The sequence below is a fragment of the Parerythrobacter lacustris genome (assembly GCF_024626475.1).
GTDB classification, from domain to species: domain Bacteria; phylum Pseudomonadota; class Alphaproteobacteria; order Sphingomonadales; family Sphingomonadaceae; genus Parerythrobacter_A; species Parerythrobacter_A lacustris.
Window position 1 is genome coordinate 269,798 of the sequence record NZ_JANKHH010000005.1, and the last position, 26,274, is coordinate 296,071.

The 26,274-nt window shown below is 63.9% G+C and carries 25 protein-coding genes; 12 read left to right on the top strand and 13 right to left on the bottom strand.

Annotated features, from left to right (window positions below; translation table 11 throughout):
- Positions 1 to 215: 215 nt before the first annotated feature.
- From NSO95_RS10510 to NSO95_RS10520, 3 genes are all read right to left on the bottom strand, one after another.
- Positions 216 to 470 carry a GlsB/YeaQ/YmgE family stress response membrane protein gene (locus NSO95_RS10510; RefSeq protein WP_257596180.1) on the bottom strand — a complete coding sequence of 85 codons (255 nt, stop codon included), beginning with the start codon at positions 468 to 470 and terminating at the stop codon, positions 216 to 218.
- A 137-nt stretch (positions 471 to 607) separates the two neighbouring features.
- On the bottom strand, positions 608 to 907 hold the full coding sequence (sciP, locus tag NSO95_RS10515; RefSeq protein ID WP_257596181.1) for a CtrA inhibitor SciP: 300 nt from the start codon (positions 905 to 907) through the stop codon (positions 608 to 610).
- The gene (locus NSO95_RS10520) at positions 904 to 1,221 is read right to left on the bottom strand and encodes a hypothetical protein (RefSeq protein WP_257596182.1); all 318 of its coding nucleotides are present in this window, start codon (positions 1,219 to 1,221) and stop codon (positions 904 to 906) included. The genes sciP and NSO95_RS10520 overlap by 4 nt, the downstream gene beginning before the upstream one ends.
- A 122-nt stretch (positions 1,222 to 1,343) precedes the next feature.
- On the opposite strand from NSO95_RS10520, the gene mnmA reads away from it, so the two are divergent.
- Complete coding sequence (gene mnmA / locus NSO95_RS10525) at positions 1,344 to 2,501, top strand: tRNA 2-thiouridine(34) synthase MnmA (RefSeq protein WP_257596183.1); 1,158 nt, start codon at positions 1,344 to 1,346, stop codon at positions 2,499 to 2,501.
- Positions 2,502 to 2,507: 6 nt separating this feature from the next.
- On the opposite strand, the gene NSO95_RS10530 is transcribed toward mnmA, so the two are convergent.
- Complete coding sequence (locus NSO95_RS10530) at positions 2,508 to 2,864, bottom strand: hypothetical protein (protein ID WP_257596184.1); 357 nt, start codon at positions 2,862 to 2,864, stop codon at positions 2,508 to 2,510.
- Between the two features lie 35 nt (positions 2,865 to 2,899).
- Between NSO95_RS10530 and NSO95_RS10535 the strand changes: the two genes are divergently transcribed.
- Positions 2,900 to 4,042, top strand: a complete 1,143-nt coding sequence (locus tag NSO95_RS10535; protein WP_257596185.1) for a serine hydrolase domain-containing protein — start codon at positions 2,900 to 2,902, stop codon at positions 4,040 to 4,042.
- Here NSO95_RS10535 and NSO95_RS10540 read toward each other — a convergent pair.
- Genes NSO95_RS10540 through pdxH form a run of 3 tightly spaced genes read right to left on the bottom strand, consistent with a single transcriptional unit; the run spans position 4,024 to position 6,343 of the window.
- Positions 4,024 to 4,812, bottom strand: a complete 789-nt coding sequence (locus NSO95_RS10540) for a PhzF family phenazine biosynthesis protein (protein WP_257596186.1) — start codon at positions 4,810 to 4,812, stop codon at positions 4,024 to 4,026. The genes NSO95_RS10535 and NSO95_RS10540 overlap by 19 nt on opposite strands.
- Positions 4,809 to 5,744, bottom strand: a complete 936-nt coding sequence (locus NSO95_RS10545) for a cation diffusion facilitator family transporter (RefSeq protein WP_257596187.1) — start codon at positions 5,742 to 5,744, stop codon at positions 4,809 to 4,811. The genes NSO95_RS10540 and NSO95_RS10545 overlap by 4 nt, the downstream gene beginning before the upstream one ends.
- The gene (pdxH, locus tag NSO95_RS10550) at positions 5,741 to 6,343 is read right to left on the bottom strand and encodes a pyridoxamine 5'-phosphate oxidase (RefSeq protein WP_257596188.1); all 603 of its coding nucleotides are present in this window, start codon (positions 6,341 to 6,343) and stop codon (positions 5,741 to 5,743) included. The genes NSO95_RS10545 and pdxH overlap by 4 nt, the downstream gene beginning before the upstream one ends.
- Positions 6,344 to 6,479: 136 nt before the next feature.
- Between pdxH and NSO95_RS10555 the strand changes: the two genes are divergently transcribed.
- From NSO95_RS10555 to fabI, 3 genes are read left to right on the top strand one after another with little or no spacing between them, the layout of a single operon-like run.
- Entirely contained in the window at positions 6,480 to 7,445 is a 966-nt protein-coding gene (locus NSO95_RS10555; RefSeq protein WP_257596189.1) for a DnaJ C-terminal domain-containing protein, read from the top strand.
- Positions 7,446 to 7,464: 19 nt separating this feature from the next.
- A complete protein-coding gene (locus tag NSO95_RS10560) occupies positions 7,465 to 8,448 on the top strand; it encodes a YihY/virulence factor BrkB family protein (RefSeq protein WP_257596190.1) in 984 nt (327 codons plus the stop codon).
- On the top strand, positions 8,445 to 9,254 hold the full coding sequence (gene fabI, locus NSO95_RS10565) for an enoyl-ACP reductase FabI (protein ID WP_257596191.1): 810 nt from the start codon (positions 8,445 to 8,447) through the stop codon (positions 9,252 to 9,254). Before NSO95_RS10560 ends, fabI begins: the two co-directional genes overlap by 4 nt.
- Positions 9,255 to 9,267: 13 nt before the next feature.
- Here fabI and NSO95_RS10570 read toward each other — a convergent pair whose 3' ends face one another.
- From NSO95_RS10570 to NSO95_RS10585, 4 genes are all read right to left on the bottom strand, one after another.
- Positions 9,268 to 10,557, bottom strand: coding sequence for a hypothetical protein (locus tag NSO95_RS10570; protein WP_257596192.1), 1,290 nt, complete (start codon positions 10,555 to 10,557; stop codon positions 9,268 to 9,270).
- The gene (locus NSO95_RS10575) at positions 10,514 to 12,673 is read right to left on the bottom strand and encodes a GumC family protein (RefSeq protein ID WP_257596193.1); all 2,160 of its coding nucleotides are present in this window, start codon (positions 12,671 to 12,673) and stop codon (positions 10,514 to 10,516) included. The genes NSO95_RS10570 and NSO95_RS10575 overlap by 44 nt, the downstream gene beginning before the upstream one ends.
- A 13-nt stretch (positions 12,674 to 12,686) precedes the next feature.
- The gene (locus NSO95_RS10580; RefSeq protein WP_257596194.1) at positions 12,687 to 13,412 is read right to left on the bottom strand and encodes a polysaccharide biosynthesis/export family protein; all 726 of its coding nucleotides are present in this window, start codon (positions 13,410 to 13,412) and stop codon (positions 12,687 to 12,689) included.
- A gap of 102 nt (positions 13,413 to 13,514) precedes the next feature.
- Complete coding sequence (locus NSO95_RS10585; RefSeq protein ID WP_257596195.1) at positions 13,515 to 14,909, bottom strand: O-antigen ligase family protein; 1,395 nt, start codon at positions 14,907 to 14,909, stop codon at positions 13,515 to 13,517.
- Between the two features lie 173 nt (positions 14,910 to 15,082).
- On the opposite strand from NSO95_RS10585, the gene NSO95_RS10590 reads away from it, so the two are divergent.
- From NSO95_RS10590 to NSO95_RS10600, 3 genes are read left to right on the top strand one after another with little or no spacing between them, the layout of a single operon-like run.
- Entirely contained in the window at positions 15,083 to 16,360 is a 1,278-nt protein-coding gene (locus NSO95_RS10590) for a nucleotide sugar dehydrogenase (protein ID WP_257596196.1), read from the top strand.
- Positions 16,357 to 17,379: a polysaccharide pyruvyl transferase family protein gene (locus tag NSO95_RS10595; RefSeq protein WP_257596197.1), complete on the top strand. Its 1,023-nt coding sequence runs from the start codon at positions 16,357 to 16,359 to the stop codon at positions 17,377 to 17,379. Before NSO95_RS10590 ends, NSO95_RS10595 begins: the two co-directional genes overlap by 4 nt.
- Before the next feature lie 40 nt (positions 17,380 to 17,419).
- Complete coding sequence (locus tag NSO95_RS10600) at positions 17,420 to 18,793, top strand: hypothetical protein (RefSeq protein WP_257596198.1); 1,374 nt, start codon at positions 17,420 to 17,422, stop codon at positions 18,791 to 18,793.
- A gap of 1 nt (position 18,794) precedes the next feature.
- Here NSO95_RS10600 and NSO95_RS10605 read toward each other — a convergent pair whose 3' ends face one another.
- Complete coding sequence (locus NSO95_RS10605; RefSeq protein ID WP_257596199.1) at positions 18,795 to 19,862, bottom strand: acyltransferase family protein; 1,068 nt, start codon at positions 19,860 to 19,862, stop codon at positions 18,795 to 18,797.
- A complete protein-coding gene (locus NSO95_RS10610; RefSeq protein ID WP_257596200.1) occupies positions 19,859 to 20,935 on the bottom strand; it encodes an EpsG family protein in 1,077 nt (358 codons plus the stop codon). The genes NSO95_RS10605 and NSO95_RS10610 overlap by 4 nt, the downstream gene beginning before the upstream one ends.
- Before the next feature lie 171 nt (positions 20,936 to 21,106).
- Between NSO95_RS10610 and NSO95_RS10615 the strand changes: the two genes are divergently transcribed.
- From NSO95_RS10615 to NSO95_RS10630, 4 genes are read left to right on the top strand one after another with little or no spacing between them, the layout of a single operon-like run.
- A complete protein-coding gene (locus NSO95_RS10615; RefSeq protein WP_257596201.1) occupies positions 21,107 to 21,844 on the top strand; it encodes an acyltransferase in 738 nt (245 codons plus the stop codon).
- 4 nt (positions 21,845 to 21,848) lie between these two features.
- Complete coding sequence (locus NSO95_RS10620; protein ID WP_257596202.1) at positions 21,849 to 22,973, top strand: glycosyltransferase family 4 protein; 1,125 nt, start codon at positions 21,849 to 21,851, stop codon at positions 22,971 to 22,973.
- Between the two features lie 11 nt (positions 22,974 to 22,984).
- Positions 22,985 to 24,928, top strand: coding sequence for an asparagine synthase (glutamine-hydrolyzing) (gene asnB, locus NSO95_RS10625; RefSeq protein ID WP_257596203.1), 1,944 nt, complete (start codon positions 22,985 to 22,987; stop codon positions 24,926 to 24,928).
- Positions 24,928 to 26,271, top strand: coding sequence for a lipopolysaccharide biosynthesis protein (locus NSO95_RS10630; RefSeq protein WP_257596205.1), 1,344 nt, complete (start codon positions 24,928 to 24,930; stop codon positions 26,269 to 26,271). The genes asnB and NSO95_RS10630 overlap by 1 nt, the downstream gene beginning before the upstream one ends.
- Positions 26,272 to 26,274 lie beyond the last annotated feature (3 nt).

Genomic DNA, 26,274 nt, shown 5'->3' on the forward strand with positions numbered 1-26,274 from the left:
CAAATGGCTGCTGCCCCCGCGGCAATGGTGTATTACACCCCTATGTCACCACGTGCAAGCCGACATAGTCGCGCCTCGGCGGGTGCGATAAGCCTACTCTACAGACGACGTAAGGAGCCGACGAACGCGCGCGATATCATTCTTGCACCCATACCAGAAGAGGCGGCCCGGCTTTTGCCGGACCGCCTCTCGATTTCTCTGGTTTTGTTGCGAATTTAGCGCACGCTTTTACGCTGCACGAGGTTCAGGATCAGCAACAATACCACCGCACCGATAAATGCGGTGATCAGGTAGCTGAGCCATTCCGGCGACAGGTTGATATACCCGCCAAGCAGGAACCCTCCGATCAGACCGCCGACAACGCCGACAACGATATTGAGCAGGATTCCCATCGAGGCATCGCGCCCCATGACCATGCTTGCGAGCCAGCCGGCGATACCGCCGACGATAATCATTACGATAAAGCCCATGACTCAATTCCTCCTGATTAGCTTTCGGAGGGTCAACGTTGCTATCGGCGATCTGGTTCCCGAACGCGGTGGGACGATCATAGAATTCCCAGTGAATGTGAAGGTCAGGCGTGGCAAAAAGGCCTGATCGATGCGACTCAGTATTTGAGCTGACGTTCGTAAAGGTCGCGATAGTGTTGGATGCGGGTGACGCGCAGCCCCTGCATGCCCGAGCGGTCGACGGCGCGTTGCCACGAGGCAAATTCCTCGAGGGTAAGGGTATAGCGCTCAAGCACCTCGTCGATGGTCAGCAGTCCGCCATTGACTGCAGCGACGACCTCGGCCTTGCGGCGTACGACCCAGCGTTTGGTGCTCGGCGCAGGAAGATCGTCCAGCGTCAGGGCCTCGCCAAGTGGGCCGATGACCTGTGCAGGACGGATTTTCTGATTCTCGATCATCGCAACTCTCTATCGCCGGGGCCGGCGCCGCCCATCTCGGGCATTGCCGTGGACACCGTCTTTGCAGCATCCGCTTTGCCATCGACTAAATCGGCATGGTTAACGGGACTGGCCTTTGCGTTAACCGGTGCGACGCCGCGATTGGCAAAACGGGCAAAGCTCCCGGCATCGCGTTGCGCAGTCCGACGCCAGGCGCTCCGCAATTCGCGCGCCGCAGCGAATCGCGCGACGAGATCCGCCCATTCGAGCGGGTGCAAATCCTGCCGCTCGGGCAGGCTTGCCAGTCCGTTATCGATCGGTGTTCCTTCCTTCATCCGATCGGAAATAGGCCACCATGGTCAACATCCCGTAAAGCCGGGCTTTACCGCGCGTTAGGAGAGTCGCTCGCTTTGGCGGGGGCTGGCGAGCGCAGGGTATCGCGTGTAAGGGCGCGCCCATGTCTGCAACCGCCCTGTTCGACTCGTCGCTCGACACCGCTGCGCTGTTCGATCTCGCGCGCACTGCTGCGGCGAGCCGGATTGTAGTTGCGATGTCGGGCGGGGTCGATTCCTCGGTCGTCGCCGCCCTCGCCGCGGCGAGCGGGGCGGAAGTGATCGGGATCACGCTCCAGCTGTACGATTATGGTGCAGCGACCGGTCGGAAGGGCGCGTGCTGCGCGGGCGACGATATCTCGGATGCCCGTGCCGTGGCGGACCGGCTCGGAATTGCGCATTATGTGTTCGACCATGAAAGCGCCTTCCGCGAGGAGGTGGTCGAGCAGTTTGCCGACGACTATCTGGCCGGGCGGACGCCGGTACCCTGTATCCGCTGCAACATGGGCCCCAAGTTTACCGACCTGCTGCGCATGGCGCGGGAGCTGGGCGCAGACTGCCTCGCCACCGGGCACTATGTGCGCCGGGTCGTCGGCCCTGCCGGTCCGGAACTGCATCGCGCACTCGACCCGGCGCGCGACCAGTCCTACTTTCTCTACGGCACGACCGAGGCCCAGCTCGATTTCCTGCGTTTCCCGCTCGGCGCCATGCCCAAGACGCTGGTGCGCGAGCTGGCCGAACGCGCGGGCCTGCGCAACGCCGCCAAACCTGACAGCCAGGACATCTGCTTCGTGCCCGACGGGGACTACGCCAAGATCGTCGAGAAGCTGCGCCCTGAGGGCGCAACGCCCGGCGCGATCGTCCACGCCGCGACCGGTGAAACGCTGGGGGCACACAAGGGCATCATCCACTACACCGTCGGCCAGCGCAAAGGGCTCGAGATCGGCGGCCAGCCCGAGCCGCTCTATGTCGTCGGGATCGACGCCGGGACCGCCGAAGTGCGGGTCGGACCTCGAAGGATGCTGGCGGTCGACGCCGCGACGATCATCGAGACCAACCGGATCGGGCCGCTCCCCGCCTCGCAGCTTTCCGCCAAGGTCCGCTCGCTCGCCAAGCCGGTGCCCGTCGAACTCGAAGGCTCACTCGGCGACGGCGCGTCAGTGCGTATCCGCTTCGGCGAGCCGGAGTTCGGCGTATCGCCCGGTCAGGCAGCGGTGATCTATGCGGGCGACCGTGTCATCGGCGGCGGATGGATCGCCGATACCGATGCGGTCGTCGGCTAGACTGCGTTAGTCCTCCCAGGTTTCCAGCACGCAGCCATACCCTTTGCGATAACTCGCCTTATTGGCCGCAACGAGGGGGAAACGGGCGGTGACGCTCTTGGCCTCCTCATCGTCGACCAGAGTGATGAGCGCCATCCCGTCGAGCTTGTCCCGGGCGCAGTCTTCAAGGCTCCGCCCCGCAACGAAACGGCACGAACAGGCGACGCGGGCCATGTAGGCGGTGCCGGCCTCGGCGTTGCCCTTGATCGATCCACCATAGGCCCAGACCCCGCCGGCTAGCAGCAGCCCAACCACTGCTAGCGGCCATATCCAGCGCCGTGCCCGGTGCCCGCTTGGCGCCCTGGTCGTGCGCGCTTTCGTCATTGCCAACCCTTCCTGCTTGGGCAAGGAAAGCGGCCATGCCTGCCAGACCGCGCTTCGCCCGCTCCCTTATCGCCTGCCTTGCGCTCTTGCCAGCCCTCGCGGCGTGCGGCGAAGCGGCGCCTCAACGCGCGCCGTTAAGCGACGCGGCAAGGGCAGCCGTTCTGACCGATGCAGCCGGGGCGCAGAAGGAGCAGCTCGCCCGCGAAATCGACGACCTTTTCGCGGCAGACGGCCTCGGCGAAACCCGTGCCGTGGTGCTGATGTATGGCGGCGAAGTCGTCGCGGAACGCTATGCGCCCGGCTATGACCGCGACACCCTGTTCGTCAGCTGGTCGATGGCCAAGACCATCACCGCCGCGACGATCGGCATGCTGGTGGCCGACGGGCGGTTGCGGCTCGACGATTCGGTGCCGATCCCGCGTTGGCAGCGACCGGGCGATCCGCGCGGCGAGATCACCCTGCGCCAGCTGCTGCAAATGCGTTCAGGACTCGAGCATAGCGAAGCGGGCGATCCGGCCTACGAATCGTCCGAAGTCCGGATGCTGTTCCTCGATGGCCGCGACGACATGTCGGCGTGGGCCGAAGCGCAGCCGATGGAAGCCGAACCGGGGGCGCAGTTCGAATATTCGAGCAATACCACGGTGATCCTCGCCGACATTGCCGCGCGCGTGCTGACCGACAGCGAGGATCCGGACATTCGCCGGGGCGCGGTCGATACCTTCCTCAAGGCACGGGTGTTCGCTCCACTGGCGATGGAATCGGTCGTGCCGGAGTACGACGCGCATGGCACATTGATCGGCGGCAGCCTGATGCATGCCACCGCGCGCGATTATGCCCGGTTCGGCGATTTCCTGCGCAACAAGGGATCCTATCGCGGTTCGCAGCTGCTGCCGCGCAAATGGGTCGAACTGATGACCGCGCCGAGCCCGCGCTCCGCCCATTACGGCCTGCAGACCTGGCTTAACCGGCCGACCGAGCTGACCGACGATCACCCGCTGTTTCCCGACCGCGCCCCGGCAAGCGTATTCGCGATGATCGGGCATATGGGGCAATATGTGATCGTCTCACCGGAGCAAAAGCTGACCCTGGTGCGATTGGGCCATTCGAACGCACCGCAGCGCGAGGCGTTGAAACAGGAAATGGCCGATATCCTCGCGCTCTATCCCGCGGGGCAGTAACTGCCTTCGATCACCGTCCGGCACGCGCCGCCGAGCCAGACGGTCGCACCCTCGATCCGGCAGTCGAACTTCGCTCCGCGCGCGCTGGCCTGGCGCGCGGTGAAAGAGCTGCGTCCCAGCCGTGCGGTCCAATAGGGCGTGAGCAAGGCGTGCGCCGATCCGGTCGCTGCGTCCTCGCGGCCGCCGGATGAGAACACGCGGCTCACGACATCCTCGCCGGTCCCCGGCGCAGTGGCGGTGACCTGCCAATTGCCCAGCGCGCGCAAGGCCGAAGCCTCGGGTGCCAGCGCGAGCACATCGGCCGCATCGGCAAACACCGCGACCGCGTAACCGCCATCCCGCCACAGCATCTCGACCGGCTCGCGGCCCAGCGCCTCGGCAAGTCCGTCGATCGCATGGGACTCGCTGACAAGAGCGGGTAAACCCAGTTCGTAAGCCGCTTGTCTTGCCAGCCTGCGCACCGTCAACAATTCGCCCGACGCCGAACGAAACCGCGCTTCGTCTCTGTCTGCGCCGGCAAGCACCAAATGCCCGGCCGCCAGTGCCCCGTGGCCGCACAAAGCAATCTCCCGATCGGATGCGAACCAGCGGATCGGCCGGATATCGTTTTCGCCCGGAAGGACGAAGGCCGTGGCAGGTAACCCCGTCTCGGCGGCGACCGCCTGCATCGCTCCATCCTCGATCGGATGGTCGAGCAGCAGCACCGCCGCAGGATTTCCACTAAGGGGACCGTCGACGAAAGCGTCGACCTGCCAATAGGGCAGCTTCACGCAGTTTTGCCGAGTTTCTCGAACTCGTCCCGCTCGACCAGCGGATTGTCCGGCTCGTCGACATGGCCTTCGGGGTCGATATGGATCAGCAGCTCCATGTCGGGGAAGTGGCTCAGCAGATCCGCCTCGACGCGTTCGATGATGTCATGCGCCGCCTCGACCGTCATCGTGCGGGGCAGATCGACGTGAAACTGGACGAAATCATGCGTCCCGCTGGTCCGCGTGCGCAAGTCGTGCAGGCTGGCGAGCTCGGGATGCCGCGCCGCGAGCTCGACCAGCTTCATGCGCTTTTCCTCGGGCCATTCGTGATCCATCAGATGATCGAGCGCATCGCTCGCGGCGCGCCATGCGCCCCACAGCAACCAGGCCGCGATCAGCAGACCGAACACGGGGTCTGCCTGCCGCCAGCCGAGATACTGGTCGAGGGCGAGCGCCGCGATAACTGCAGCGTTGAGCAACAGGTCGGACTGGTAATGGACATGATCCGCCCCGATCGCGACCGAGCGGGTCTGGCGAATGACGTAACGCTGCCACGCCAGCAGCGCCATGGTCGCGGCGATCGCGATTCCCGAAACGACGATGCCTTCTTCGGCGGCACTGGTGCGCCCGCCGGCGAACAGTTGCTGCATCGCGCGAAAGCCGATCCCCGCTGCCGACAGCGCGATCAGCATCACCTGGAACATCGCCGCGAGCGATTCGGCCTTACCGTGGCCGAACCGGTGGTTGGCATCCGCCGGTTGGGCCGCGATCCACACCCCGACGAAGGTCGCAAGGCTGGCGACGAGATCGAGCGTGCTGTCGGCCAGGCTGCCGAGCATCGCGGTCGAACTGGTCTGCAAGGCCGCCCACGACTTGAGCGCGATCAACAGGATCGCGACGACAATCGACGCGAAAGCCGCGCTGCGGGCGAGAAAGGCGCGGTCTTGCATCATGGGTAGAGCAGAGTGCTGTCCCATCCATTTTCCGTACGGACAAAGCGGCGGCGGTCATGCATCCGGCCCGGACGGTCGAGCCAGAACTCGATCGCGCCCGGACGCAAGCGAAACCCGGTCCAGTGGGGTGGGCGCGGTATATCGCCGGTGGGGAACTGGGCTTCGATCTTCGCGACACGCTCATAGTACGAGCTGCGATTCTCGAGCGGTCGCGACTGCTCCGAAGCGGCCGAGGCGATTTGCGAGACGCGCGGGCGCGAATGGAAATAGGCATCGGCCATCTCCGCGCTCACCTCCTCCAGCGGGCCTTCGATCCGGATCTGGCGGCGCAGGCTCTTCCAGTGGAACAGCAGTGCCGCCCGCATGTTGGCGCAGATTTCCCCGCCTTTGCGGCTCTCAGCATTGGTGTAGAACACGAAGCCGTCGGCCCCGTGGCCCTTGAGCAGCACCATCCGTACCGAAGGGGCGCCCTCGGGTGTCGCAGTGGCGAGCGCCATGGCGTTGGGATCGTTCGGCTCGCTCGCCTGCGCCTCGGCGAACCACGCGTCGAACAGCACGAAAGGATCGCTGTCGGGAATAGCGCTTTGTTCAGCGTCCACGGTGACGGCCTTTTAAGAGAAGAGTATCGATCAAGTTTGACATAACTCGCCACTAGCGGCCCCTCGCCGCATGGGAAAGCGCTTCGCATGCATTCCGCTTGCGCCAATACACTGTAGCACCTAGCTAACACGCTCGATGGCGACACATGCTTCCGATCCCTATGCAACCCTTGGCGTTGCCCGCTCTGCCTCCGAGCAGGAGATCAAAAGCGCCTACCGCAAGCTCGCCAAGCAGCTGCACCCCGACCGCAATACAGATAATCCCAAGGCAGCCGAGCGGTTCAGCCAGGTCACCCAGGCCTACGACCTGCTGAGCGACAAGACCAAGCGCGCGCAGTTCGACCGCGGCGAGATCGATGCCGACGGCAATCCGGCCAATCCCTTTGCCGGGATGGGCGGCGGCTTTCGCGGCGCTGGCGGGGGCGGATCGCAGAGTTTCCGGCCCGAAGACTTTCAAGGCTTCGGGACCGAGGGCATCGACCTGGGCGACATTTTCGACGGCTTGTTCGGCGGCGGCGGTTCCCGCCGCTCGGCAGGCGCGGGCGGAGGCTTCGGCCAGCAACGCCGCCCGCCGCCGCCATCGAAGGGGGCCGATATTCCCTATCGCCTGCGGGTGAGTTTCACCGATGCCGCCGCGCGCAAGGACCAGCGGATCACACTCGCGGATGGCAAGACGATCGACCTGAAACTGCCCGCCGGGGTCGAGGACGGCACCCAGATGCGCCTCAAGGGCAAGGGCGAGCAGGGGCCGGGCGGAGCGGGCGATGGACTGGTTACCATTACAATTGATCGGCACAAATTCTTCCGCCGCGACGGCGACGATGTGCGGATGGACTTGCCGATCACGCTCGACGAGGCGGTCAACGGGGCCAAGGTCAAATGCCCGACGGTGGACGGCACGGTAATGCTGACGATCCAGCCGGGCACCGATGGCGGCACCGTGATGCGACTCAAAGGCAAAGGTTTTTCGAAGAAGAATGGCGAGCGTGGTGACCAGCTTGTAACGCTCGAGATCCAATTGCCGCAGGATATCTCGGAACTCGCCCGGCGGCTCGAAGGTTGGCAGGACACAAGCGAACCACGCAGCAAGCTCGGGGTGTAGCATTTTGCCCGAAGACGGCATGGAGAACGCAGCACATCAGCCGGAAGAACCGCTGGTCAGGTCGTTTTCACCAGAGGCGCGTCGGCGCGCGGCCCGCAACCTGCGACAGCGCGTCAACCATAGCGTCGGCCCTGGCAGCCGCGCCTTTGATGTGTTCAAGCGCACTGCGCTCGGAGCATGGAACGACGGGTTCATCCATGCCGGCAATCTCGCCTACATGGCGGTGCTCGCGATTTTCCCGTTCTTCATTACCGGCGCAGCGCTGTTTTCCGCCTTGGGTGAGGAGGGCGAGCGCGAGGCACTGATCGAGACCGTACTCTATGCGTTGCCTCCGGTGGTCGGCAATGTCATCGAGCCGGTCGCCCGCGATGTTTTGGATGCGCGCAGCGGATGGCTGCTGTGGGCCGGGGCGCTCGTCGGCTTGTGGACCGTTGGCAGCCTGATCGAGACGATCCGCGACATCCTGCGCCGCGCTTACGGCACCCGTGCAACATTGGCTTTCTGGCGGTCTCGTCTGATGTCGTCGGGAATTATCGTGGCAGCGGTGATCGTGCTCTTGCTCAGCCTTATCGCACAGGTGCTGATCGGCGCGGCCCAGCAAGTGATCGACGCCTATATGCCGGAATTCGGCGATGCCATCGGCAGCCTCGAGTTCACCCGGCTGATCCCGGCCCTGGGGCTGTTCGGATCGATCTACTTCCTGTTCTATTCGCTCACCCCGCAGCGCTATCGCGCGCGGCGTTACCCCAAATGGCCCGGCGCCTTGGCGACCACGCTGTGGTGGATCGGGGTGTCGATTGCGATGCCGCCGGTGTTGCACAACTTCTTTGCTTACGATCTGACCTATGGTGCCCTGTCCGGTATCATGATCGCGCTGTTCTTTTTCTGGCTGGTTGGGCTAGGACTGGTGGTCGGTGCAGAATTGAATGCGGCGCTCGCCGTGTCGCCCGAAGAGGAGGCGGCCGAGCGCGCCAAAGCCGAGGTAGAGAAGGACGGACCATGAGCGGTTTGATGAAGGGCAAACGCGGGCTGATAATGGGTCTGGCGAACGACAAGTCGCTTGCCTGGGGCATAGCCAAGCAGTTGCGCGAGCACGGGGCCGAACTGGCCTTCACCTATCAAGGGGAAGCATTGGCCAAGCGGGTCAGGCCGCTCGCCGAGCAGCTGGGTTCCGACTTCACCTTCGAGTGCGACGTTTCGACCATGGATGCGCTCGACGACGCCTTTGCCACCTTGCGTGCCCGGTGGGACACGATCGATTTCGTGGTCCACGCGATCGGCTTTTCGGACAAGACCGAACTGCGAGGCAAGTATGTCGACACCAGCCTCGACAACTTCCTGCTGACGATGAACATCTCGGCCTACAGCCTGGTCGCAGTGGCCAAGCGCGCGGCGGAGATGATGCCCAACGGCGGTGCGATCCTGACGCTTACCTATTATGGCGCGGAAAAAGTGATCCCGCACTACAACGTGATGGGGGTTGCCAAAGCCGCGCTGGAAACCAGCGTCAAATACCTCGCCAACGATCTCGGGCCGCGCAACATCCGCGTCAACGCGATCAGCGCCGGACCGATAAAGACGCTGGCGGCAAGCGGGATTGGCGATTTCCGCTACATCCTGAAATGGAACGAGTACAATTCGCCCTTGCGGCGCAATGTCACGATCGAGGATGTCGGCGGATCGGGACTCTATTTCCTGTCGGACCTGTCATCGGGCGTGACCGGGGAAACGCATCATGTCGACGCCGGCTATCACGTCGTTGGCATGAAACAGGAAGACGCGCCGGACATCGCGCTCGACCAGGGCTGACGGCCGCTTCGACCTATTCTTCGGTATCGGTCTCTGCACCTTCGGATCGATCCGAGGCAGCTTCGGAGTTCGCTGCATCGCGCAGCCTGACGATCTCCAGGCGGTTGATCGTGCCGCGCAGGGCCGACTGGCCGGACCAGGCACGGGTCTGGATGCCGATGCTGAGGAAGCCGCAATTCGCGGGCACCGTTCCCACTGCGAACAGGTTCTCGCCACGCTCGAAGCGTTCATCGTAGAAGGCGTTCGAGCTGCCGGCGCAGCGCAATTGCAGCCGCACGTCGCGAATCTGGTCGATCGGCGAAATGCGGTGGTTGAGCTTGATTGCAAATCGTCCCGCTGGCGCGCGGATCAGGCGTTCGGCGATCAGGCCACCCTTGCCGCCGCGGACATAGATTTCCATTTGGCCGTCGGTTCGCGCGAGTTGGGCGCGAAAGCCGCCTTCGTCGGCAAATTTCCAGTCGAACGGGGCGAAATCGGCGTTCCAGTCGATCGGCCCTGCGCCGCCGCTTTGCGCCGTCTTGCCGGTGATTGCCTGGAACAGGTCGTAGGCGAGCGAAAGCTGCCCGTTCTCGGCCAGTCCAACCACCAGCTTGCGGTCGAATTCGTCGGTGCCGACCTTGCGCGCCAGCCGCAGCTTGCCGAGACCCGGGAGCACGGTCTTGTTGCGCACCGCGAAGTCGAGGAAGTCATTGTGCCACGGCGCGCTGCCATCGAGAATTTGGGCGAAGGCGGGTAGCGCGGCATCCTGATTGAGCGCCTGGATCAGCACCGGGAACAGTGCAGCTTGCTGCTGGGGGTGGACCTTGAGCAGCCGGTCGAGGGTGGTAAGCGAGCCCTTGAAGTCTCCCGCGCCGACCTGCTGTTCGAGCACCATCCCCTGCAGCAGCAGGTCGCGGCGATTGATCCGGGTGGCGGCGGCGAGAATTTTGGCGCGCGCTGCCGGATCGGTTTCGGCCAGCGCGAGAATTGCATGGGCTTTGGGTGTCAGGCCCTCTTTCCGAAATGCCGCGCGCGCCAATGGCGCAACCGCTTTCGCCGAGGGCGCGACATCGTCCGCCGACTTCACCCCCTTGGTGAACTCGGCCGACATCGCACGTTCGGCAGCCAGGCCGTTCGGCACGTAGAGCTTCGCCGCCAATCCGGGGGCCTTGCGCGTCGATACGCTGCTCACGGCCTGCAAGGCGAGCACACCTGCCAGGATCGCACAAACCAGGGCTGCGGCGATCAACCGGCCCGGATTGTCGATGCTAAACGGCTGGCTACGACGACGCCGGGTTCGCGCCATCACCATACCCGTAGCCATAGCCGTAGCCGTAGCCGTAGCCGTATCCGTAAGTCGAGTTGCGTTCGTCGAGCTTGGTCACCAGTGCACCGAAGACATTCGCATTCGCCGCTCTCAACCGGCCGATGGCATTTTCGATCGCCCGGATGTTCACCCCGTTCGATTCGACGACATAGACGACGCCCTCGACCGCCTTCGAAACCTCGAGAGCATCGGCAAGTCCGAGGACCGGCGCACCGTCGACGATGACATGATCATAGATTTCAGCCGCCTGGCGGACGACCTGCGACAGGCGATCGCTGGCGAGCAATTCCACCGGGTTCGGCGGCTTGTGACCGGTCGGCAGCAAGTCGAACCCGTGCGGCGAGACGGGCACGATTGCCGAGCGCAATTCGCCATTGTTGCCCGAGAGCACCGCGCTGAGCCCGTGGTTCGGGTCCGCATCGACCCCGATGAAGTCGCTCAGGCCCGAATGGCGCAAGTCGGCATCGATCAGCAGCACCTTCTTGCCCAGTTGGGTGAAGCTTCGTGCCAGTGCAACCGCCGAAATCGACTTCCCTTCGTTCGGCCGGGTCGAAGTCAGCATGAATGTCTTCGGCGCGCCACGAGGGGTGAGGAAGGCGAGGTTCGTCCGGGCCGCAGCGTAGGCCTCGGAAATCTCCGAACTGCGCTGTTCCAGATCGGCGACGATGTCGCCTTCTTCCACCCGCGGGATCAGCCCGATGGGCGCCAGGCCGAGGCGGCGGCGCACATCGTTCGGATCGCGGATCGTCTGGTCCATCGTCTCGCGCAGGTAAACCAGAGCGATTGCAGCGATGATCGCCGCGACGAGCCCGATCAGCAGGTTGCGGACCAACGACGGGGCATAGGGACCAGCGGCCGGTTCTGCCGCGTCGATCAACGTCATGTTGTTCTTGCCCGCGCCCGCCGCCTCAAGTTCCTTGAAACGCTGGAGCAGCGCCTCGTAGATCTGGCGGTTGGTATCGACTTCGCGCTTGAGGATGCTGTACTGGATCGACTGGTTCTGCTGGCCGAGAAAACTGCCCTTCACGCTGTCGAGCTTGGCGCGCAGTTGCTGTTCTTCCAGCGAAGCCTTGCGGAAGGATGCCTGCGCATCGCTCGTATCGATCGTGCCTTCGCTCCGGAGCGCCTGCTGCAACGAAGCAACCTCGGCTTCCTTGGCCTTGATCTCGGGATAGCCGGGACCGAAGCGGGCGCGCAGTTCCGCCAGCTGCGACTGGGCATCTGCGAGCCGACCGCGCATGCTCGCGGAAGCGGCTGCGCCCGCCTCGTTCCTCGTGCCCGCGCGCATCGCTGCTTCGGCAGCTATGCGGCGCGTTGTCGCGTCGGCCAGCGCGGAATTGATCGCGACGAGTTCTGCCCCGACCAGCGTGCTGGTGGCGGTTTCCGACCCACCCTCTTCGGTCGAGCCGGAATCGAGAATGACGATTTCGTTGGCGTTGGCGTAGTCGATCAGTTCCTTTTCCGACAATGCCAGGCGCTCACGCAGTTCCTCGATCTGCTCTTCGAGAAAATCGCGTGCCTCGATATTGGCACCGAACCGCTTTTCGTAGTTGGCGGCGAGGAACTCCTGCGCCCAAAGATTGGCGACATCCGATGCGACCTGCTTGTTCGGGCTGGAAAACCGAATGTCGACGAGGCTGGAATTGGGGACCGGATCGACCTGGAGGTTGCCGGTCAGCGTGCGTTCTATCCTGGATTCGGAAACATTCCCGTCGCCGAGATTGTAGGCGGTCAGAAACTGCTCGTCACGAGCCAGGTTGCCCGCATCCATCACCCGCTGAGCAATAAACTTCGACTGAAGCAACTCGTACTGGGTGTTGAAGTACTGAAGGTCAGCCGAGCGCCCTTCTAGCTCGATCGGCTCGGCATCGGTCACGTTCGACGTCACCCGCGACATCTCGATGCGGGCCGTCGATCGATACAGGGGGGTCGAAAGCAAGGTCGCAAGCAGACCCGCGATGAGCCCGAGCGCGATAATGCCCAGCAACCAGTAACGCAGGTTCAGTGCCTGATTGTAGAATCGTTCGAGGTCGAGGCCGAACGCGGCGTTGCCGCCGTCGTCGGTGTTGGCCGGGGTCGCGGTGTAATCCCCATTCGTGATGCTGTTGCTCATGGTGGTCTCGCGATCAGTTGCCAAACGCGCGATCGATCAGGATCACGCTCGACGACAGCAAAGGAATGAACTGAAGAATGGTCTCGAGCGTGCGGCGCGATGCCGAATCGCCGACTGTCACGATATCTCCCGGGTAAATCAGCGGATCGGGATAATTGCCCCGCTGGATGCCTTCGATGTTAAACACGCCGATATAGCGCTGGCCGCCCACGGTGCGCATGACCAGCACATCGTCCGACTTCGCGTATTCATCAAGGCCGCCGGCATTGTTGATCGCCCGGATCAGCGTCTGCGAAGTGGCGGCCGGATAGGTTCCGGGCTGGGTCACCTCCCCGCCGATCGAAATCGAAGGCGTGGGAAGCTCTGCCGGGCGGACGCGAACCTGCGGGTTGACGATGTACTGCCCGCGCAAGCGATCGGCGATCATCTGGGCGATCTGATTAGGTGTCTTTCCGCCAACGAACAGGTCGCCGACCAGGGGAAATGCAATGTAACCCTCGGCGTCTGTCAGGTAGGTCCCGCTCAGCTGCTCGGCATCGAGCACAGTAACCTCGATGCGCTCCTGACTGCCGACGGTATAGGCACGCGTTCCGCTCGGCGCGGGCAATTCGGAAAGCTGAGCGACCTCGACGTCGGGCGAGAGCCCGTACGCGCGATCCTTCGCACAAGCCGACAGGGCCAGCGCTGCGGCAAGCGCCAAACTCAATTTGCTGATAATTCCTGTCATCAGACCCTTCATTTCCCCGACCGCCAAGGCCTTACCCAAGGCAAACCGATAGTCAAAACTGTTTCTGCTGGCAACGAACCGCCCGGCTTGTGCCGATGCCACCGTGCCGCGGGCTTACGATCCCTCGCGATACGTGCTCCGCTCGATAGCGAAAATGGCCACCAGCCAGACGGCGAAGAGCTGGAACAGCGGCGTTCGTAGCGGATAATCGACCAGGCTGGCGAACAGCAGGATCCCGGCGACCGAGAGCCAGAGCAGCATGCGCGCAACACCCGCCGCTCCGCCGCCCAGCACCGACCCCAACGACCGCCCCAGCCACGCAAGCAGGGCGACGATCAGAAACACGGCAGGCACGCCGCCTTCGATGATCAACTGCGCCCAGTCGTTGTGCGCCATGTTCACATAGGACGAGATCATCAGGGAGTCCGGTTCGTGGATATGGTACACTTCCTCGAACGAACCGAAGCCGCTGCCGAACAGGCCGTAAGTGGCGATCATCTCGCGCAGTGTCGGCAACAGGCCCCACCGCAGGTCTTCGAAGGTTCCGGTCGACGCGATCCGGTCGAGCGCGGGAATGCGGTCGGACAACGCGAAAAGCGCAATCATTGCACCGAGCGCGGCCAGTGCCACGCCCAAGACCAGGCCCGGACTCACCCTGGATTCGGTTGTCTCGCTCACGCGTCTGCGCTGGCGGCGCAGACGACGGACCTCGATCGCAAGCATAGCAAGGCTGGCGCCAACAGCGACAAGTGTGGTCAGCAGGCCGGCGCGTGATCCGCCGATCAGGGCGGCCACCAGCACGACAAGATACAAGATGGCGAAGCCGATCCGCGGCATCGACCCATGAAACGCGAGCTCGGGCATGGTCGCGCAATAGGCGATCAGCACCAGCGTCAGGGCCGACATGACGGCGGAATGATTATGGTTGGCGAAGAACCCGACGGGAGAGCCGAAATTGGTGATCTGGTAGAAATAGAGCGCAGCTGCGTTGCCGCCGGTCACCTGAAGGATACCGAGCATGGCGTCGAGCACACCGATGCCGATCAGGAGCAATAGAAGGGTACGCCGCGAGACGCCGGTCGCCGCGACCAGCAGCAAACCCGCGATCGGCACCACCAGACTGGCGAGCGCATTGAGCGTACGCGCGGGAACCATCGATATGGGTCGCCAGACATCGGTGATCCCGAGGGCTGCGCCAAGCTCTGCCAGCGGCTCGCGCCCCGGCAACGCCTGCCACAAGCCAGGCGGCAGGGGAATCAGCTGGATCGCCATCCACACTGCGAGGATCGCCAGCAGGACCGCCGGGATCCGGATATCGCGCAATTTGCTGCGGTCGAGCCAGTAAATCGCCGGAACGAGGAACAGCGCGGCCAGCGGCCGCAGCCCGACGATCTGCGGCGCGTCCGCCCGCGAGCTACCGCCCAGCGCCGCGACCACCAGTGCCAGCAGGGCGAGGATGACCCAGCCGTGCCGGATTGCGGCGGGATTCTCGCTGCGAATGATCTTCATCGAAAAGAGGCTCGGTTCTTCGAAAACTGGCCAGTGGCGACCGGGGCGGCGGTTTCGGGGCCGAAGCGACCCGTGTCAAGTGCTTCGCCCGTTCGCGCAGGCCAGATGAATGCACGCTTGACTGTCCAACGCCGCTTCCCCAACGCAGCGCGAAATCTCGTTTCGGGTGACGCATGGACCTTTCGAAGAAGACGATTGCCGTTATCGGGCTCGGCTATGTCGGGCTGCCGGTGGCGGTCGAGTTCGGTAAAAAGCGCAAGGTGATAGGGTTCGACATACGGGCCGTCCGCGTGGCGGACCTTGCGCGCGGGATCGACGAGACGCTGGAGGTCGAGCCGGAAGATCTTGCAGCGGCCAACCAGCTGGCCTTCAGTTGCGATCCGGCGGATCTGGCCGATTGCGATGTGTTCATCGTGACGGTGCCGACCCCGATCGACGATGCCAATCGCCCCGATCTGACGCCGCTGGTCAAAGCATCCGAGACCGTCGGCGCGGCGCTGAAGCGGGGCGCGGTGGTGATCTACGAATCGACCGTCTATCCAGGCGCCACGCGCGAGATATGCGTCCCGGTGCTGGAGCGGGTCTCGGGCCTGGTGCACAACATCGACTTCTTCACCGGCTACAGCCCGGAACGGATCAATCCGGGCGACAAGGAGCGCCGCCTCGCCACGATCGTCAAGGTGACGAGTGGCTCGACCCCCGCAGTAGCCGACGCGGTCGATGCGCTCTACCGCGAAGTCGTCACCGCCGGCACGCACAAGACCAGCTCGATCGAAGTGGCCGAAGCCGCCAAGGTGATCGAGAACACCCAGCGCGACGTCAATATCGCGCTGATCAACGAGCTGGCGATCCTGTTCGACAAGCTCGGCCTCGACACCCGCGACGTGCTCGAGGCGGCCGGCACCAAGTGGAACTTCCTCCCGTTCCGCCCCGGCCTGGTCGGCGGGCACTGCATCGGGGTCGATCCCTATTACCTCACCCACCGCGCGCAGCAGGTCGGGCACCATCCCGAAGTGATCCTGGCCGGTCGGCGGGTGAACGACGCGATGAGCACCTATCTCGCCGATCGCGTGGTGCATCTGATGCTCAAGCGCCGCATCGCCGTGGCCGATGCCCGCGTGCTGGTTCTGGGTCTGACGTTCAAGGAAAACTGCCCCGACCTGCGCAATTCCAAGGTCGCCGGGGTGATCGATCGGCTGCAGGAATTCAATGCGGTGGTCGATGTCTACGATCCATGGATCGATACCAATGAAGCCGAACACGAGTTCGGCATTCGCCCGCTCGCCAATGCACCGGCCAAGGGCAAGTATGACGCGGTCATCCTCGCTGTCGGTCACCAGCAATTTGCCGATCTCGGCGCGGGTGAGGTGCGCGCCTTCGGCAAGCAGGGCGCGGTATTTTTCGATGCCAAGGGGCTGTTCTCGCGAGAAGACAGCGACGGGCGACTGTGACCGTCAAGGCGGTTCTGCTCAACGACACCCGGGTCGATCGTCATCACGGCTGCACCAGCGTAATCGGCACAATTGAAAATTTGTGTGCCGCTAACGGCATCACGATTACTGCCAGAAACCCCGCGCATCGGGATTGGCGGGGCAATGCCGCACTGGCAGCGGCGATCGATGCCGCCGATTGCGTGATCGTCAACGGCGAGGGTACGATCCATCACGACCGACCCGCCGGACAGGCATTGCTGTCGGCCGGGCCCCATGCGCGCGAACGTGGCAAGCGGGCCTATCTGCTCAATGCGACATGGCAGGCGAACTCCGGCGAAAGCCTGAGGATGCTTGAAGCTTTCGACATCGTCACAGTGCGCGAAAGCGCGAGCGATGCCGAGCTCGTCGCGCATGGCTTTTCCCCGCGCCGCATCCCCGATCTCGCGCTCTATCACCGCGCTGCGGAAAGCACCGCTCGTTCGGGAATAGCTTATGGCGACAGTGTACAGGGACCGAAGGCACTGGCGCTGTATCGGCAAATGTGGGCGCTCGGAGCGGAGCCGCTGCCAATCGTCCAGCTTTCGCGCGCGCCGATGGAAATGCTGCGCTGGCTCAAGCGCTATGATCCGAGCGTTCTTGCGCTTCTCCGTCCGGCCCATGCGCGCGATGCGTTGCGGGCAAGCTGGCAGGACTACCACGCGCAGGTTGCCGACCGCGATGCGTTCACCGCGCGGGTGGCCGAAAGGGAACTGATCGTCACCGGGCGGTTCCACATGATGATCTTCGCCCTCGGGGCCAGCACCCCGTTGCTTGCCGTCGGATCCAACACCCACAAGATCGAAGCGACGCTGCGTGACGCGGGTCTGGAGCCATGGCGGGTGGTAGCTGAACCGTCTGCGATCGATGCCGAGCTGCTCGAGACCGCGCGCGTGTGGCATGGTCAGGAACTATCGAATCTCACCGAGTTCGTCCGGCAGGGCCGCGCCGAGATGGAGCGGCTGTTCGGTGACATCGCCATGATGACGCATGCTGGATGACAGGCAGCCCCTCGACCCGATTGTCGATGCGACTGCAGTTGTGGGCGACATCGTCGCCGATGTCGGCGATCTCTTCTGGAAGCTGGAACTCGCAGCCCATGCCGCCCAATCTCACAAGCTTGCGGGACGCCGACAAAGTCTGATTGCCAATGCTGCGCAACAGCTTCTCGCAAGTCTTCTGGCTCTGGGGATGCTCATGTGGCTGGCCCTCCGCCATCGCGGCACTCCATCGGCCGAGGCGCACCGTATACTGAGCAAGACCACTACCGTGTTTGCCGCGCATGGCGAAGATACGACCCGCACCCGCCATCTTCGGCACGCGCTGGCAACTTCCGGAGCTGCGCCAAGGACGGTTCTTATGCTGGGCCGTCCGAGTTGCTCGGTCGGGGCGGCGGCGAAGCGCTTCGATCCTGCGGCAACCATCAATGGGGCGACGTTTCTTCGCCCGCTCGACCTGACTAGCGTCATCGTCTCGCTGCCGCGCGCTGTAGCCGAACTGCTCCGTGGATTCGCCGAAGTCCGCCGTTACCGATTGCCGCTACCGCTGCGCGATCGCATTGCAATCGCGTTTCGGGTGGCCCTGGGTATTGCGCATGCTCAATGGTGGCGCAGTGCAGCGGGCGGGCTCGAAATTTCCTGTGCGATTTTCGCGCACACCGGCAATTCGGACACTTCCCGGCTTGAGCAGGCCATGCAGGCGCAGGGCACGCGCACCATCCATGTCGTTCACGGCACCAATATCGGCTGGTCCTTCGCCGGGCTTTCCGACCTGGCGGTGTTCCAGACCGGCGCCGATGCGCGGCTTGGCACAGGTTTGCCAGGGTATGGCCGCTGTATCCATCTGCCCATCGAAAAGCCCGAACCGGCGTGCCAGACCGGCGACTGGGCCCTGCTGACTTCATACACTCACCTACAGAATTCGGCCTATCGGGAAAATGGCGCGCAAGCCGATTGCGACTTGGTGGAGTGGGTGAGGAAAGCGGCGATATTGATGGGGCAGGATCCGAAGCGGATTTTCTGGCGTCCGCATCCTCAGATCGATCTCGTCGCAACCCGTGAGCGAGAGAGGCTGAAAGCAGCCATAGCTCAGGCGGGATTCTCGCTCTGGCCGCAGGGCCTGCCCTATCAGGCGATCGGCAAGTTCGCGGTCGCGGTCACCACCCCCTCCACGGCGCTGACCGACGGACTCCGTCTCGGCCAGCCCGTCATCGTGGCGAGTGTGACCCCGCTCCAGCGCGACCTGCTCTACTCGCGTTACCCGCTGCTGGCGGAAGACGAGGCCGCGCTGGCACAGCTGATCGCCCGCGTGCTCGATCCGCAGCACCGCGAGCGCGCCTTCGCGGAGGCATGGCAGGCGATCGAACCAGGGGCGCCGCCCGACATCGCGAGGCTACTGGCCATAAACCCGGTGTAAACTAGGGAACGAGCGAAGGCTGCGGCGCGGTACGGCGCGAGCCCAGCCTTATCAGTGGCTCCTCGAACACCCGCCACGACACGAGGCCCGCGGCATAGGTCAGCGCCGAAGCGAGCAGGAAAGCACCCCAGAAGCCGAGCCCGATCCCGCTGCGTTCACTGACCAGCAGCAGCCCCTCGATGAAAAACAGATGGAACAGATACATGAAATAGGAAACCAGCCCGACGCTGGCCAGAAATCCGACGAAGCGGCTACCGCTCGGCTCCAGCCGCGCGAGAGCAGCAACCCAAAGGGCAGCAAACAGGCCGAAGACCAGATAGCCGATCGTGCCGATGAAGGGCGGATACCACGCGGCAAACCGGAAGCCGACGATCGTTGCGATGGTGAGTGCGCCATAGAGCAGCGCTGCCCTGCGAACATCGAGCAGCCGGTCGAACGCACCGATCGCGGCGAGCGCGCCCAGCGCAATGGCATCGATCCGGGCCGGCGGGAAAATCCCGATCATGCCCTCTTCCCAGCCGAGCCCGAAGGCTAGCCAGAGTCTAAACGGGACCGACAAAACAACGAGGGCCGCCAGAATGGCGCCAAACCGGTCCCATGTTTTCCATGCCACCAGGCCGAGCAGGATGTAGGCGCTGACTTCTACCGAGAGGGACCAGGTGATCGTGTATGGCACCGCTGCTTCGCCCTGGATCGGCTGGAGATAGCCAGTGAGGAACAGCAGCGGCTTCCAGACATTCGCGAGGTTGCGGCCCGAATTCGTCAGCAGGTCACCCAGTGCAAAGGTCGCAACCGCGACCACGAAAATGGGGACGATGCGAAAGAAGCGCTTGCGAAAGAACAGCGCGATATCCTGCCGGTTCTTCTCCTTGGCAAGGATCGAACCGACCAGAAATCCGCTCAGGGCGAAGAACAGGTCGACCCCCATCCAGCCTATCACCCGCAACAGGCGGCCCAACTCATCGCCAGGGGTCGGCTCGAAACGGTACGACGTATGATAGGCAAGGACCAGCAAGACACCAAGCGCGCGGATCGCGTCTAGCCTTGCCAACCGATTCCCGGATGTCACGGCAGCACGCCGATCTCGAGTTCCCAGCCATTCAAGAAAAGGGCATTTTCATAGGGAATATGCGCCGCCGAAGAATTCGCGAACTGTAACCAGAAGACCATGATCGCGACCATTGCCACGCCGATGAAGAAGCCCACCGGCCGCCGGAACTGCGCCGAGACTACAGCGGGCAAGGCGGACCAGACAAACATGGATACAGGGAACCAGTAGAGCGACACGCGCCCGGCAGCGGCTGAAGCCACAAGCACCAGCGGAACGGTCAGCAGTGCCGCGAGCGCCATGTTCTTCAGCAAAGGGGTGGGGAAGAGAATGCCGCGATACTTTGGCAGCAGAAAATAGAGCGTCGCGGGAATCGCGTTCACCGCCACGTGAAACAGGGCCCCGCTCGACTGGGTGGCTTCGGTCTGCCCCTCGCCATAGGCCTGGTTATAATATTCCCCGTAGCCGCTTTGCTGCAGAATATAGATCGCAAGCAGGGAGAAAACCGCGATCCCCACGATCTTGACCGCCCGGGGCACGTTGAGATCGATCGCGACGAAGGCGAGGAAGATGATCGCGCTGGCATGAAACCCGGCGATCAGAATGATCAAACCAGCCCGAACCGGCAGCGAAAAGCGCGACCAGTTGGCCACCAGCAGCATGATGAGACCGGCGGCCAGTGCCTGCCGGTTTGCGCTCATCGACACCACGACGATGAACATCGGCATGGCCGCCGCCAGCGCGATCCAAGGGTTGGGAGTTCGCCTTGCAAATGCCCAGACGCCCCACAGCCCAATAACCGCAGAAATCAGGTTGGTTGCATAGATGCCGAAACCTGTTGCATCCCCGATCAGCAACAAAATTGCATAAAAGGGCTCGGTGACGTTGAGTGCCGCCCACACGCCGTCAGCATTGGCTACGTTATCGATCATTCGCAGGTAATTGTTCCAGTCCATCCCGACGCTGTGCCGCAGACCCACGAAAAGGACCGAGACCAGGAACAACGCATACCATGGCAGGGCGGCCGGTCGGCCCGACCTGCCAAGCGTGGCAGCGCCGGCGAATAATCCGCCAAAAACCAGGAAGGGCCACATGCTGGGCGTTGCTCCGATGCGTGGTTGTCTCGCTGGGGCAGATGGCCTATCGGCCTGTCCCCAGCAAGGGCGTAGTCGTGACGGACCGCATTAGCGATGCCGCTCGCGATGTCAAAACCACCGCGCGGCTTGCTGTCGCATTGCCCGAACGCTTGGTGCACCGGAGACAGAATGAAGTTCCGCCTGATCCTTGCGCTGATGCTGGTGCCGTTCCCCAGCATTGTGAAAAGGGGCGCTTACCGCCTGCTGTTCGGTTACCGGATCGGGCGCGGGGTGAAGATCGGGCTGAGCGCGATCGTGGCCGAAAAATGCACAATCGGCGACCGGACCCGGATCGGGCATTTCAACATTTTCTACCGCACCCGCGACCTGCGGATCGGCTCTGACGTCATCGTGGGAATTGGCAACCGGGTCCTCGGCGGCGACCTGGTCGACATCGGCGACAGGTGCCAGATCTTCCGCTTCAACGAGATCAATTCGATCCTCGATCCGCTGGTGTTGGGAGAGTTCGAGCCGGTGCTCCGGATCGGCGCCGGATCGGTCATCACGGTCAACCACAAGATCGACTTCAACGACAAGGTCACATTCGGCGAGAATGTCGTTTTCGCAGGGCGCAATTCCAACATCTGGACACACAATCGCCAGAAGACCGCGCCGATTGCGATCGGGCACAACTGCTATGTCGGAGCCAATGTCCAGTTTGTCGCAGGTTCCTCGGTCGGCGACTACTGCGTCGTCGCCCTGGGCTCGGTGATCACCAAGAAGATCCCCGGCGAATGGCAGATCGTCGGCGGGATGCCAGCGGTGGCGATCAAGCCACTCGATGAGGAATCCAAGATCCTCGTCACCTATCCGACCCGTCCCGACCTCGAAGGCGACGGCTCGTCCATGGCACTGCCGGAGGCCTGATGCCATGCGGCTCCTGTTTGCGATCAAGGGGCTGGTCATAGCCGGCGGCGGGGCGGAGCGCGTCTTCGTCGACGTCGCCAATGCGCTTGCAGCCTGCGGCCACGACGTGCACGTCGCCACCTTCGACAAGCCGGGGCAAGCGTTGTTTTACGATCTCGATCCGGCGATCCCGGTGCATCTGCTGGGGGCGGGCGACCCGGGAGTGCCGACCCCTCGATCCAACCTGCCCAAGATCATGATCGGTATTCGTAAGCTCGCGCGCGAACTGAAGCCCGATGCAGCGGTCGCCTTCATGCATTCGACCTACGTCCCGGTCGCGTTCGGCCTGATGGGTACCGGGGTCCCGCTGGTCCTGAGCGAGCACACCTCGGCAGCGCATTTCAACCAGCGTCCGCTGCAACGGGCGCTCGTGCGCTTGGTACAGAAGCGCAGCTATGCCAAGACAGTCGTGTCCGATGTGATCCGCAGCGAGCATCCGCCGCATTGGCGTGACAACATCGTTGTGGTGCCAAATCCGGTCGATATGGACACGTTCCGGCGCGCACAAACCATTGCACCCGAGAAGCTGGTCCTCTGCGTCGGGGGACTCCGGTTCGAGAAGGGTCAGGAAGTCCTGATCGAAGCTTTCGACCGAATTGCCGGAAACCATCCCGACTGGCGGCTGCGGTTAGTCGGGGACGGCGTGACGAGACCGCAGATCGAAAAGCAGGTGTCGCAATCAATCCATGGTGACCGGATCGAGATCGCCGGAGTGCAAAAGAATGTCGCGCGTGAATATGCTCGGGCAGCCTTTGCCGTCGTCCCGTCGCGCTACGAGTCGCTCGCCCTCGTGGCTGTCGAAGCGATGGCGAGTGGCCGACCCGTCATCGGATTTGCGGATTGCGCAGGCCCGGCGAAACTGATCGACGACGGCATCAACGGCCTTCTCGTCGATCCAGGAGACGATCGCGCCGGGGCTTTGGCAGAGGCGATGGATCGAATGATCCGCGTTGCGGAGTTGCGGCAGTCGATGGGTTCGCGCGCTCCGGAAACCGTGATCGAGTACTCTGCCGATGCAGTGATCGCTCAGTGGGAGAAATTGCTCTCGGCTGCTGCGCATGGCTCGCCAATTCCTGCCGGGAGCGCTTGACCGTGTGCGGCTTGACCGGATTTCTCGGCTTCGGAGCAGCGCAGGGTGATCCGCGCGGCACGCTCAAGGCCATGGCGGACAGGATAGCCCACCGCGGGCCCGATGCCGAGGGGTTCTGGGTCGACGAGGACGCCCAAGTCGCGCTCGCCCACTTGCGCCTCTCGATCATCGACCTGTCGCCCGCTGGCGCACAACCGATGCATTCGCACGACGGGCGCTGGACACTGGCCTACAATGGCGAAATCTACAATTACACCGATCTGCGCGCCGATCTCGAGGCGCGCCATGGCCCGATCGCATGGCGCGGCCATTCGGACAGCGAGGTGCTGCTCGAAGCCTTCGCGCGCGATGGAATCCAGCCGGTGCTCGACCGGGTCGACGGAATGTTCGCCATCGCGCTGTTCGACAGGCAAGAGCGCAAGCTTACCCTGATCCGCGACGCGTTCGGCGAGAAGCCGCTGGTCTACGGCCTGTGGAACGGCAGCCTGCTGTTCGCTTCCGAGCTGAAAGCGATGCAGGCCCTGCCCGGTTTCCGTCCTGAGATGGACCTCGGCGCGCTGGGAGACTTCTTCAAATACTCCTACATCCCGGGGCCGAAGACGATCTGGCGCGGATTCGCCAAATTGCCGCCCGCGCACCGGGTGACCCTGTCGCTCGACGATGTCGCGCAGGGAACCCTGCCCGAACCCGAGGCATGGTGGGATCCGGTGGCGGACGCGCTCGCGGCGCGCGGCCGCATGTTCGATGGCTCCGTCGAAGAGGCGCGCGCGGCGGGCGATGCGCTGCTGCTCGCCTCGACGGGGCGGCGAATGATGGCCGACGTGCCGCTGGGCGCATTCCTGTCGGGCGGGATCGACAGTTCGATGACGGTCGCGCTGATGCAGGCGCAGGCCTCGCGCCCGGTGCGCACCTTCTCGATCGGGATGGCGGAGGAAGGATTCGACGAATCGCCCGCTGCCGCCGCGGTCGCCCGCCATCTGGGCACCGATCACACCGAGCTCGTGCTCACCCCTGCCGAGGTGCAGGACGCGGTGCCGCAGATCTCGGGCGTGCACGACGAACCCTTCGCCGATTCGAGCCAGGTCCCGACGTTCCTCGTCTCGCGGATGGCGCGCGCCCATGTGACCGTGGCGCTTTCCGGCGACGGCGGGGACGAGATCTTCGGCGGCTACAACCGCTATTTCACCGGACCCAAGGCGTGGCGCCGGGTCGCATGGATGCCCGCCACCATGCGCAAGGCGCTGGGCGGGGCGCTCAGTGCGGTGCCACCGGGTTTGGTCGATACGCTGGGGGGGAAGCTGTCGCGTGAGCTTGCTGCCGGGCGCGCGAGCGAGAAAGTCCGCAAGCTCGCGCGCGCGATTTCGACGAATGACGAAACCGCATTTCATGACCGGCTGCTGGCAACGGCGGATGCCCCGCAGAGCTTGCTGACCCGCGACATCGCGCTGTCATGCTTGGCTGCACGGCAGGATGCCCGCGCGGCAGAGCTCGACTTCGCGCATCGGGCGATGCTGGTCGATACCGCCAACTACATGCCCGACGATGTGCTGGTGAAGGTCGATAGGGCGGCCATGGCGGTCGCGCTCGAAACGCGCACGCCCTATCTCGAACGCGAGCTGTACCGCTTCGCCTGGAGCCTCCCCGCCGAACTGCGCGCCGGCGGCGGGGTCGGCAAGCGCCTGCTGCGCGAGATGCTCTACGCCCGCGTTCCGCGCGAGCTGGTCGACCGACCCAAGGCGGGTTTCGCGATCCCTGTCGGCCGCTGGCTGCGCAGCGGCTTGCGCGACTGGGCCGAAAGCGAGCTTTCGCGCGACTCTCTGGGCAGCAGTGGGTTGCTTGACGTCGCCGCGATCCGGCGGCGCTGGGACGAGCACCTGACCGGCCAGCGCGACCACGAGACGCTGCTGTGGAATGTGCTGATGTTCCAGGCCTGGCAGCGCGGGCAGCACGGCTGATGCTCAAGACGCTCGTTCGGCAATCGGTCTCGGTCGCAGGCTTGCGGGTGGTCGGAACCGGCCTTTCGGTATGCGTGACGATCGCCATCGCCCGGTGGTTCGGTGCCGATGTGCTCGGAGTGTACGCCTACTGCATCGCCTTGCTCGCCATTGCGGCAGTTCCGGTATCCAACGGATGGGCCACCATGTTGCTGCGCAGCGTGGCGGCATCGGGCAAGATCGATCCTGTGTCGCGTCGGATGGGACGGTTCGGTGCCTTCGGCGCAATCGCAGTCGCGATTGTCGCTGGGCTGCTCGGCCTGGGTGCGATCTGGCTGGGAAGATCGGACGTCGCAGTCGCATTGAAGCCACTCGCCGCTTGGGTCATTCCGCTGTTGATGGCAATCCTGCTGTTCGACCAGATTTCCGCGCTGCGCATGTCGTCGCTGCGCGGGATCGACCGTCCGGCTATCGCCCAGGCCCCGGAAATGCTCGTCCGGCCGCTGGTGCTGCTGGGTGGGATTGCTGCGGCCTGGATCTGTTTCGGCCGTGATACTGGGTGGCACCCGATAGTGGTGTTGTTCTCGTCGCTCGCGCTTGCCGCCCTGGTGGCCGCGCTGTTCGGCCATGCGATCCTGCGCAGCATCGCGCCCCAAGCCGCCGGGGTTGCTCAAGAGCCGCCGAAACGACGGGAGTGGATCGCCAGCGCGGGGGCGCTCGCAGGTAGCGCAGGGCTGGTGCAGCTCAACGGCTATGTCGATCTGCTGCTGCTGGGCAACTTCGCCTCGACCGTAGAGCTCGGCCAATACCGCTCTGCGCTGCAGATCGCGATGCTGGCGAGCTTTGGCTATGTCGCACTCAATATGCTCGGCGGCCAGAGGTTTGCCCGACTGCGCGCCGACGGCGACGAAGTGGGTCTCAGGCGAACATCGAGCTGGCTCGCCCGGCTCGGCCTGCTGGCCGCCATGCCCCTGCCTGTCGTGCTGCTGTTCGCCGGTGACGAGGTGTTCATGATGCTGTTCGGGCCGGCGTTCGCGGCTGCAGCCTTGCCGGCGCTCATCATCGCCAGCGGCCTCACATTCAGCGCCGCCATCGGAATGGCACGGACCATGCTCGTGATGCATCACTTCGAATTCCTCGTGATGCGGACCACTTTGGCGGCTCTTGCCCTGAATATCGTCCTTTGTCTGGCCTTGATCCCTGCCTACGGGATGCTCGGAGCGGCAATCGCCAATTGCACCGCGACCGTTTGCTGGAACGCGCTGCTCTGGCTGCTCGCCTTCCGGAAGGTCGGCATCGACACCAGCGCGGTGGGGTGGCATCCGGCCCCCTCCACCGGTCAAGACCCACTCATTCCGGAGTAGCTC

Coding starts and splice junctions, on each gene's coding strand:
- NSO95_RS10575 (WP_257596193.1), bottom strand. CDS start 12,673: ATGAGCAACAGCATCACGAATGGGGATTACACCGCGACCCCGGCCAAC.
- NSO95_RS10620 (WP_257596202.1), top strand. CDS start 21,849: ATGCGGCTCCTGTTTGCGATCAAGGGGCTGGTCATAGCCGGCGGCGGG.
- NSO95_RS10535 (WP_257596185.1), top strand. CDS start 2,900: ATGCCTGCCAGACCGCGCTTCGCCCGCTCCCTTATCGCCTGCCTTGCG.
- NSO95_RS10560 (WP_257596190.1), top strand. CDS start 7,465: ATGGAGAACGCAGCACATCAGCCGGAAGAACCGCTGGTCAGGTCGTTT.
- NSO95_RS10570 (WP_257596192.1), bottom strand. CDS start 10,557: ATGGCTACGGGTATGGTGATGGCGCGAACCCGGCGTCGTCGTAGCCAG.
- NSO95_RS10615 (WP_257596201.1), top strand. CDS start 21,107: ATGAAGTTCCGCCTGATCCTTGCGCTGATGCTGGTGCCGTTCCCCAGC.
- mnmA (WP_257596183.1), top strand. CDS start 1,344: ATGTCTGCAACCGCCCTGTTCGACTCGTCGCTCGACACCGCTGCGCTG.
- NSO95_RS10520 (WP_257596182.1), bottom strand. CDS start 1,221: ATGAAGGAAGGAACACCGATCGATAACGGACTGGCAAGCCTGCCCGAG.
- fabI (WP_257596191.1), top strand. CDS start 8,445: ATGAGCGGTTTGATGAAGGGCAAACGCGGGCTGATAATGGGTCTGGCG.
- sciP (WP_257596181.1), bottom strand. CDS start 907: ATGATCGAGAATCAGAAAATCCGTCCTGCACAGGTCATCGGCCCACTT.
- NSO95_RS10610 (WP_257596200.1), bottom strand. CDS start 20,935: ATGTGGCCCTTCCTGGTTTTTGGCGGATTATTCGCCGGCGCTGCCACG.
- NSO95_RS10630 (WP_257596205.1), top strand. CDS start 24,928: ATGCTCAAGACGCTCGTTCGGCAATCGGTCTCGGTCGCAGGCTTGCGG.
- NSO95_RS10585 (WP_257596195.1), bottom strand. CDS start 14,909: ATGAAGATCATTCGCAGCGAGAATCCCGCCGCAATCCGGCACGGCTGG.
- NSO95_RS10545 (WP_257596187.1), bottom strand. CDS start 5,744: ATGATGCAAGACCGCGCCTTTCTCGCCCGCAGCGCGGCTTTCGCGTCG.
- NSO95_RS10580 (WP_257596194.1), bottom strand. CDS start 13,412: ATGAAGGGTCTGATGACAGGAATTATCAGCAAATTGAGTTTGGCGCTT.
- NSO95_RS10510 (WP_257596180.1), bottom strand. CDS start 470: ATGGGCTTTATCGTAATGATTATCGTCGGCGGTATCGCCGGCTGGCTC.
- NSO95_RS10555 (WP_257596189.1), top strand. CDS start 6,480: ATGGCGACACATGCTTCCGATCCCTATGCAACCCTTGGCGTTGCCCGC.
- NSO95_RS10590 (WP_257596196.1), top strand. CDS start 15,083: ATGGACCTTTCGAAGAAGACGATTGCCGTTATCGGGCTCGGCTATGTC.
- NSO95_RS10530 (WP_257596184.1), bottom strand. CDS start 2,864: ATGACGAAAGCGCGCACGACCAGGGCGCCAAGCGGGCACCGGGCACGG.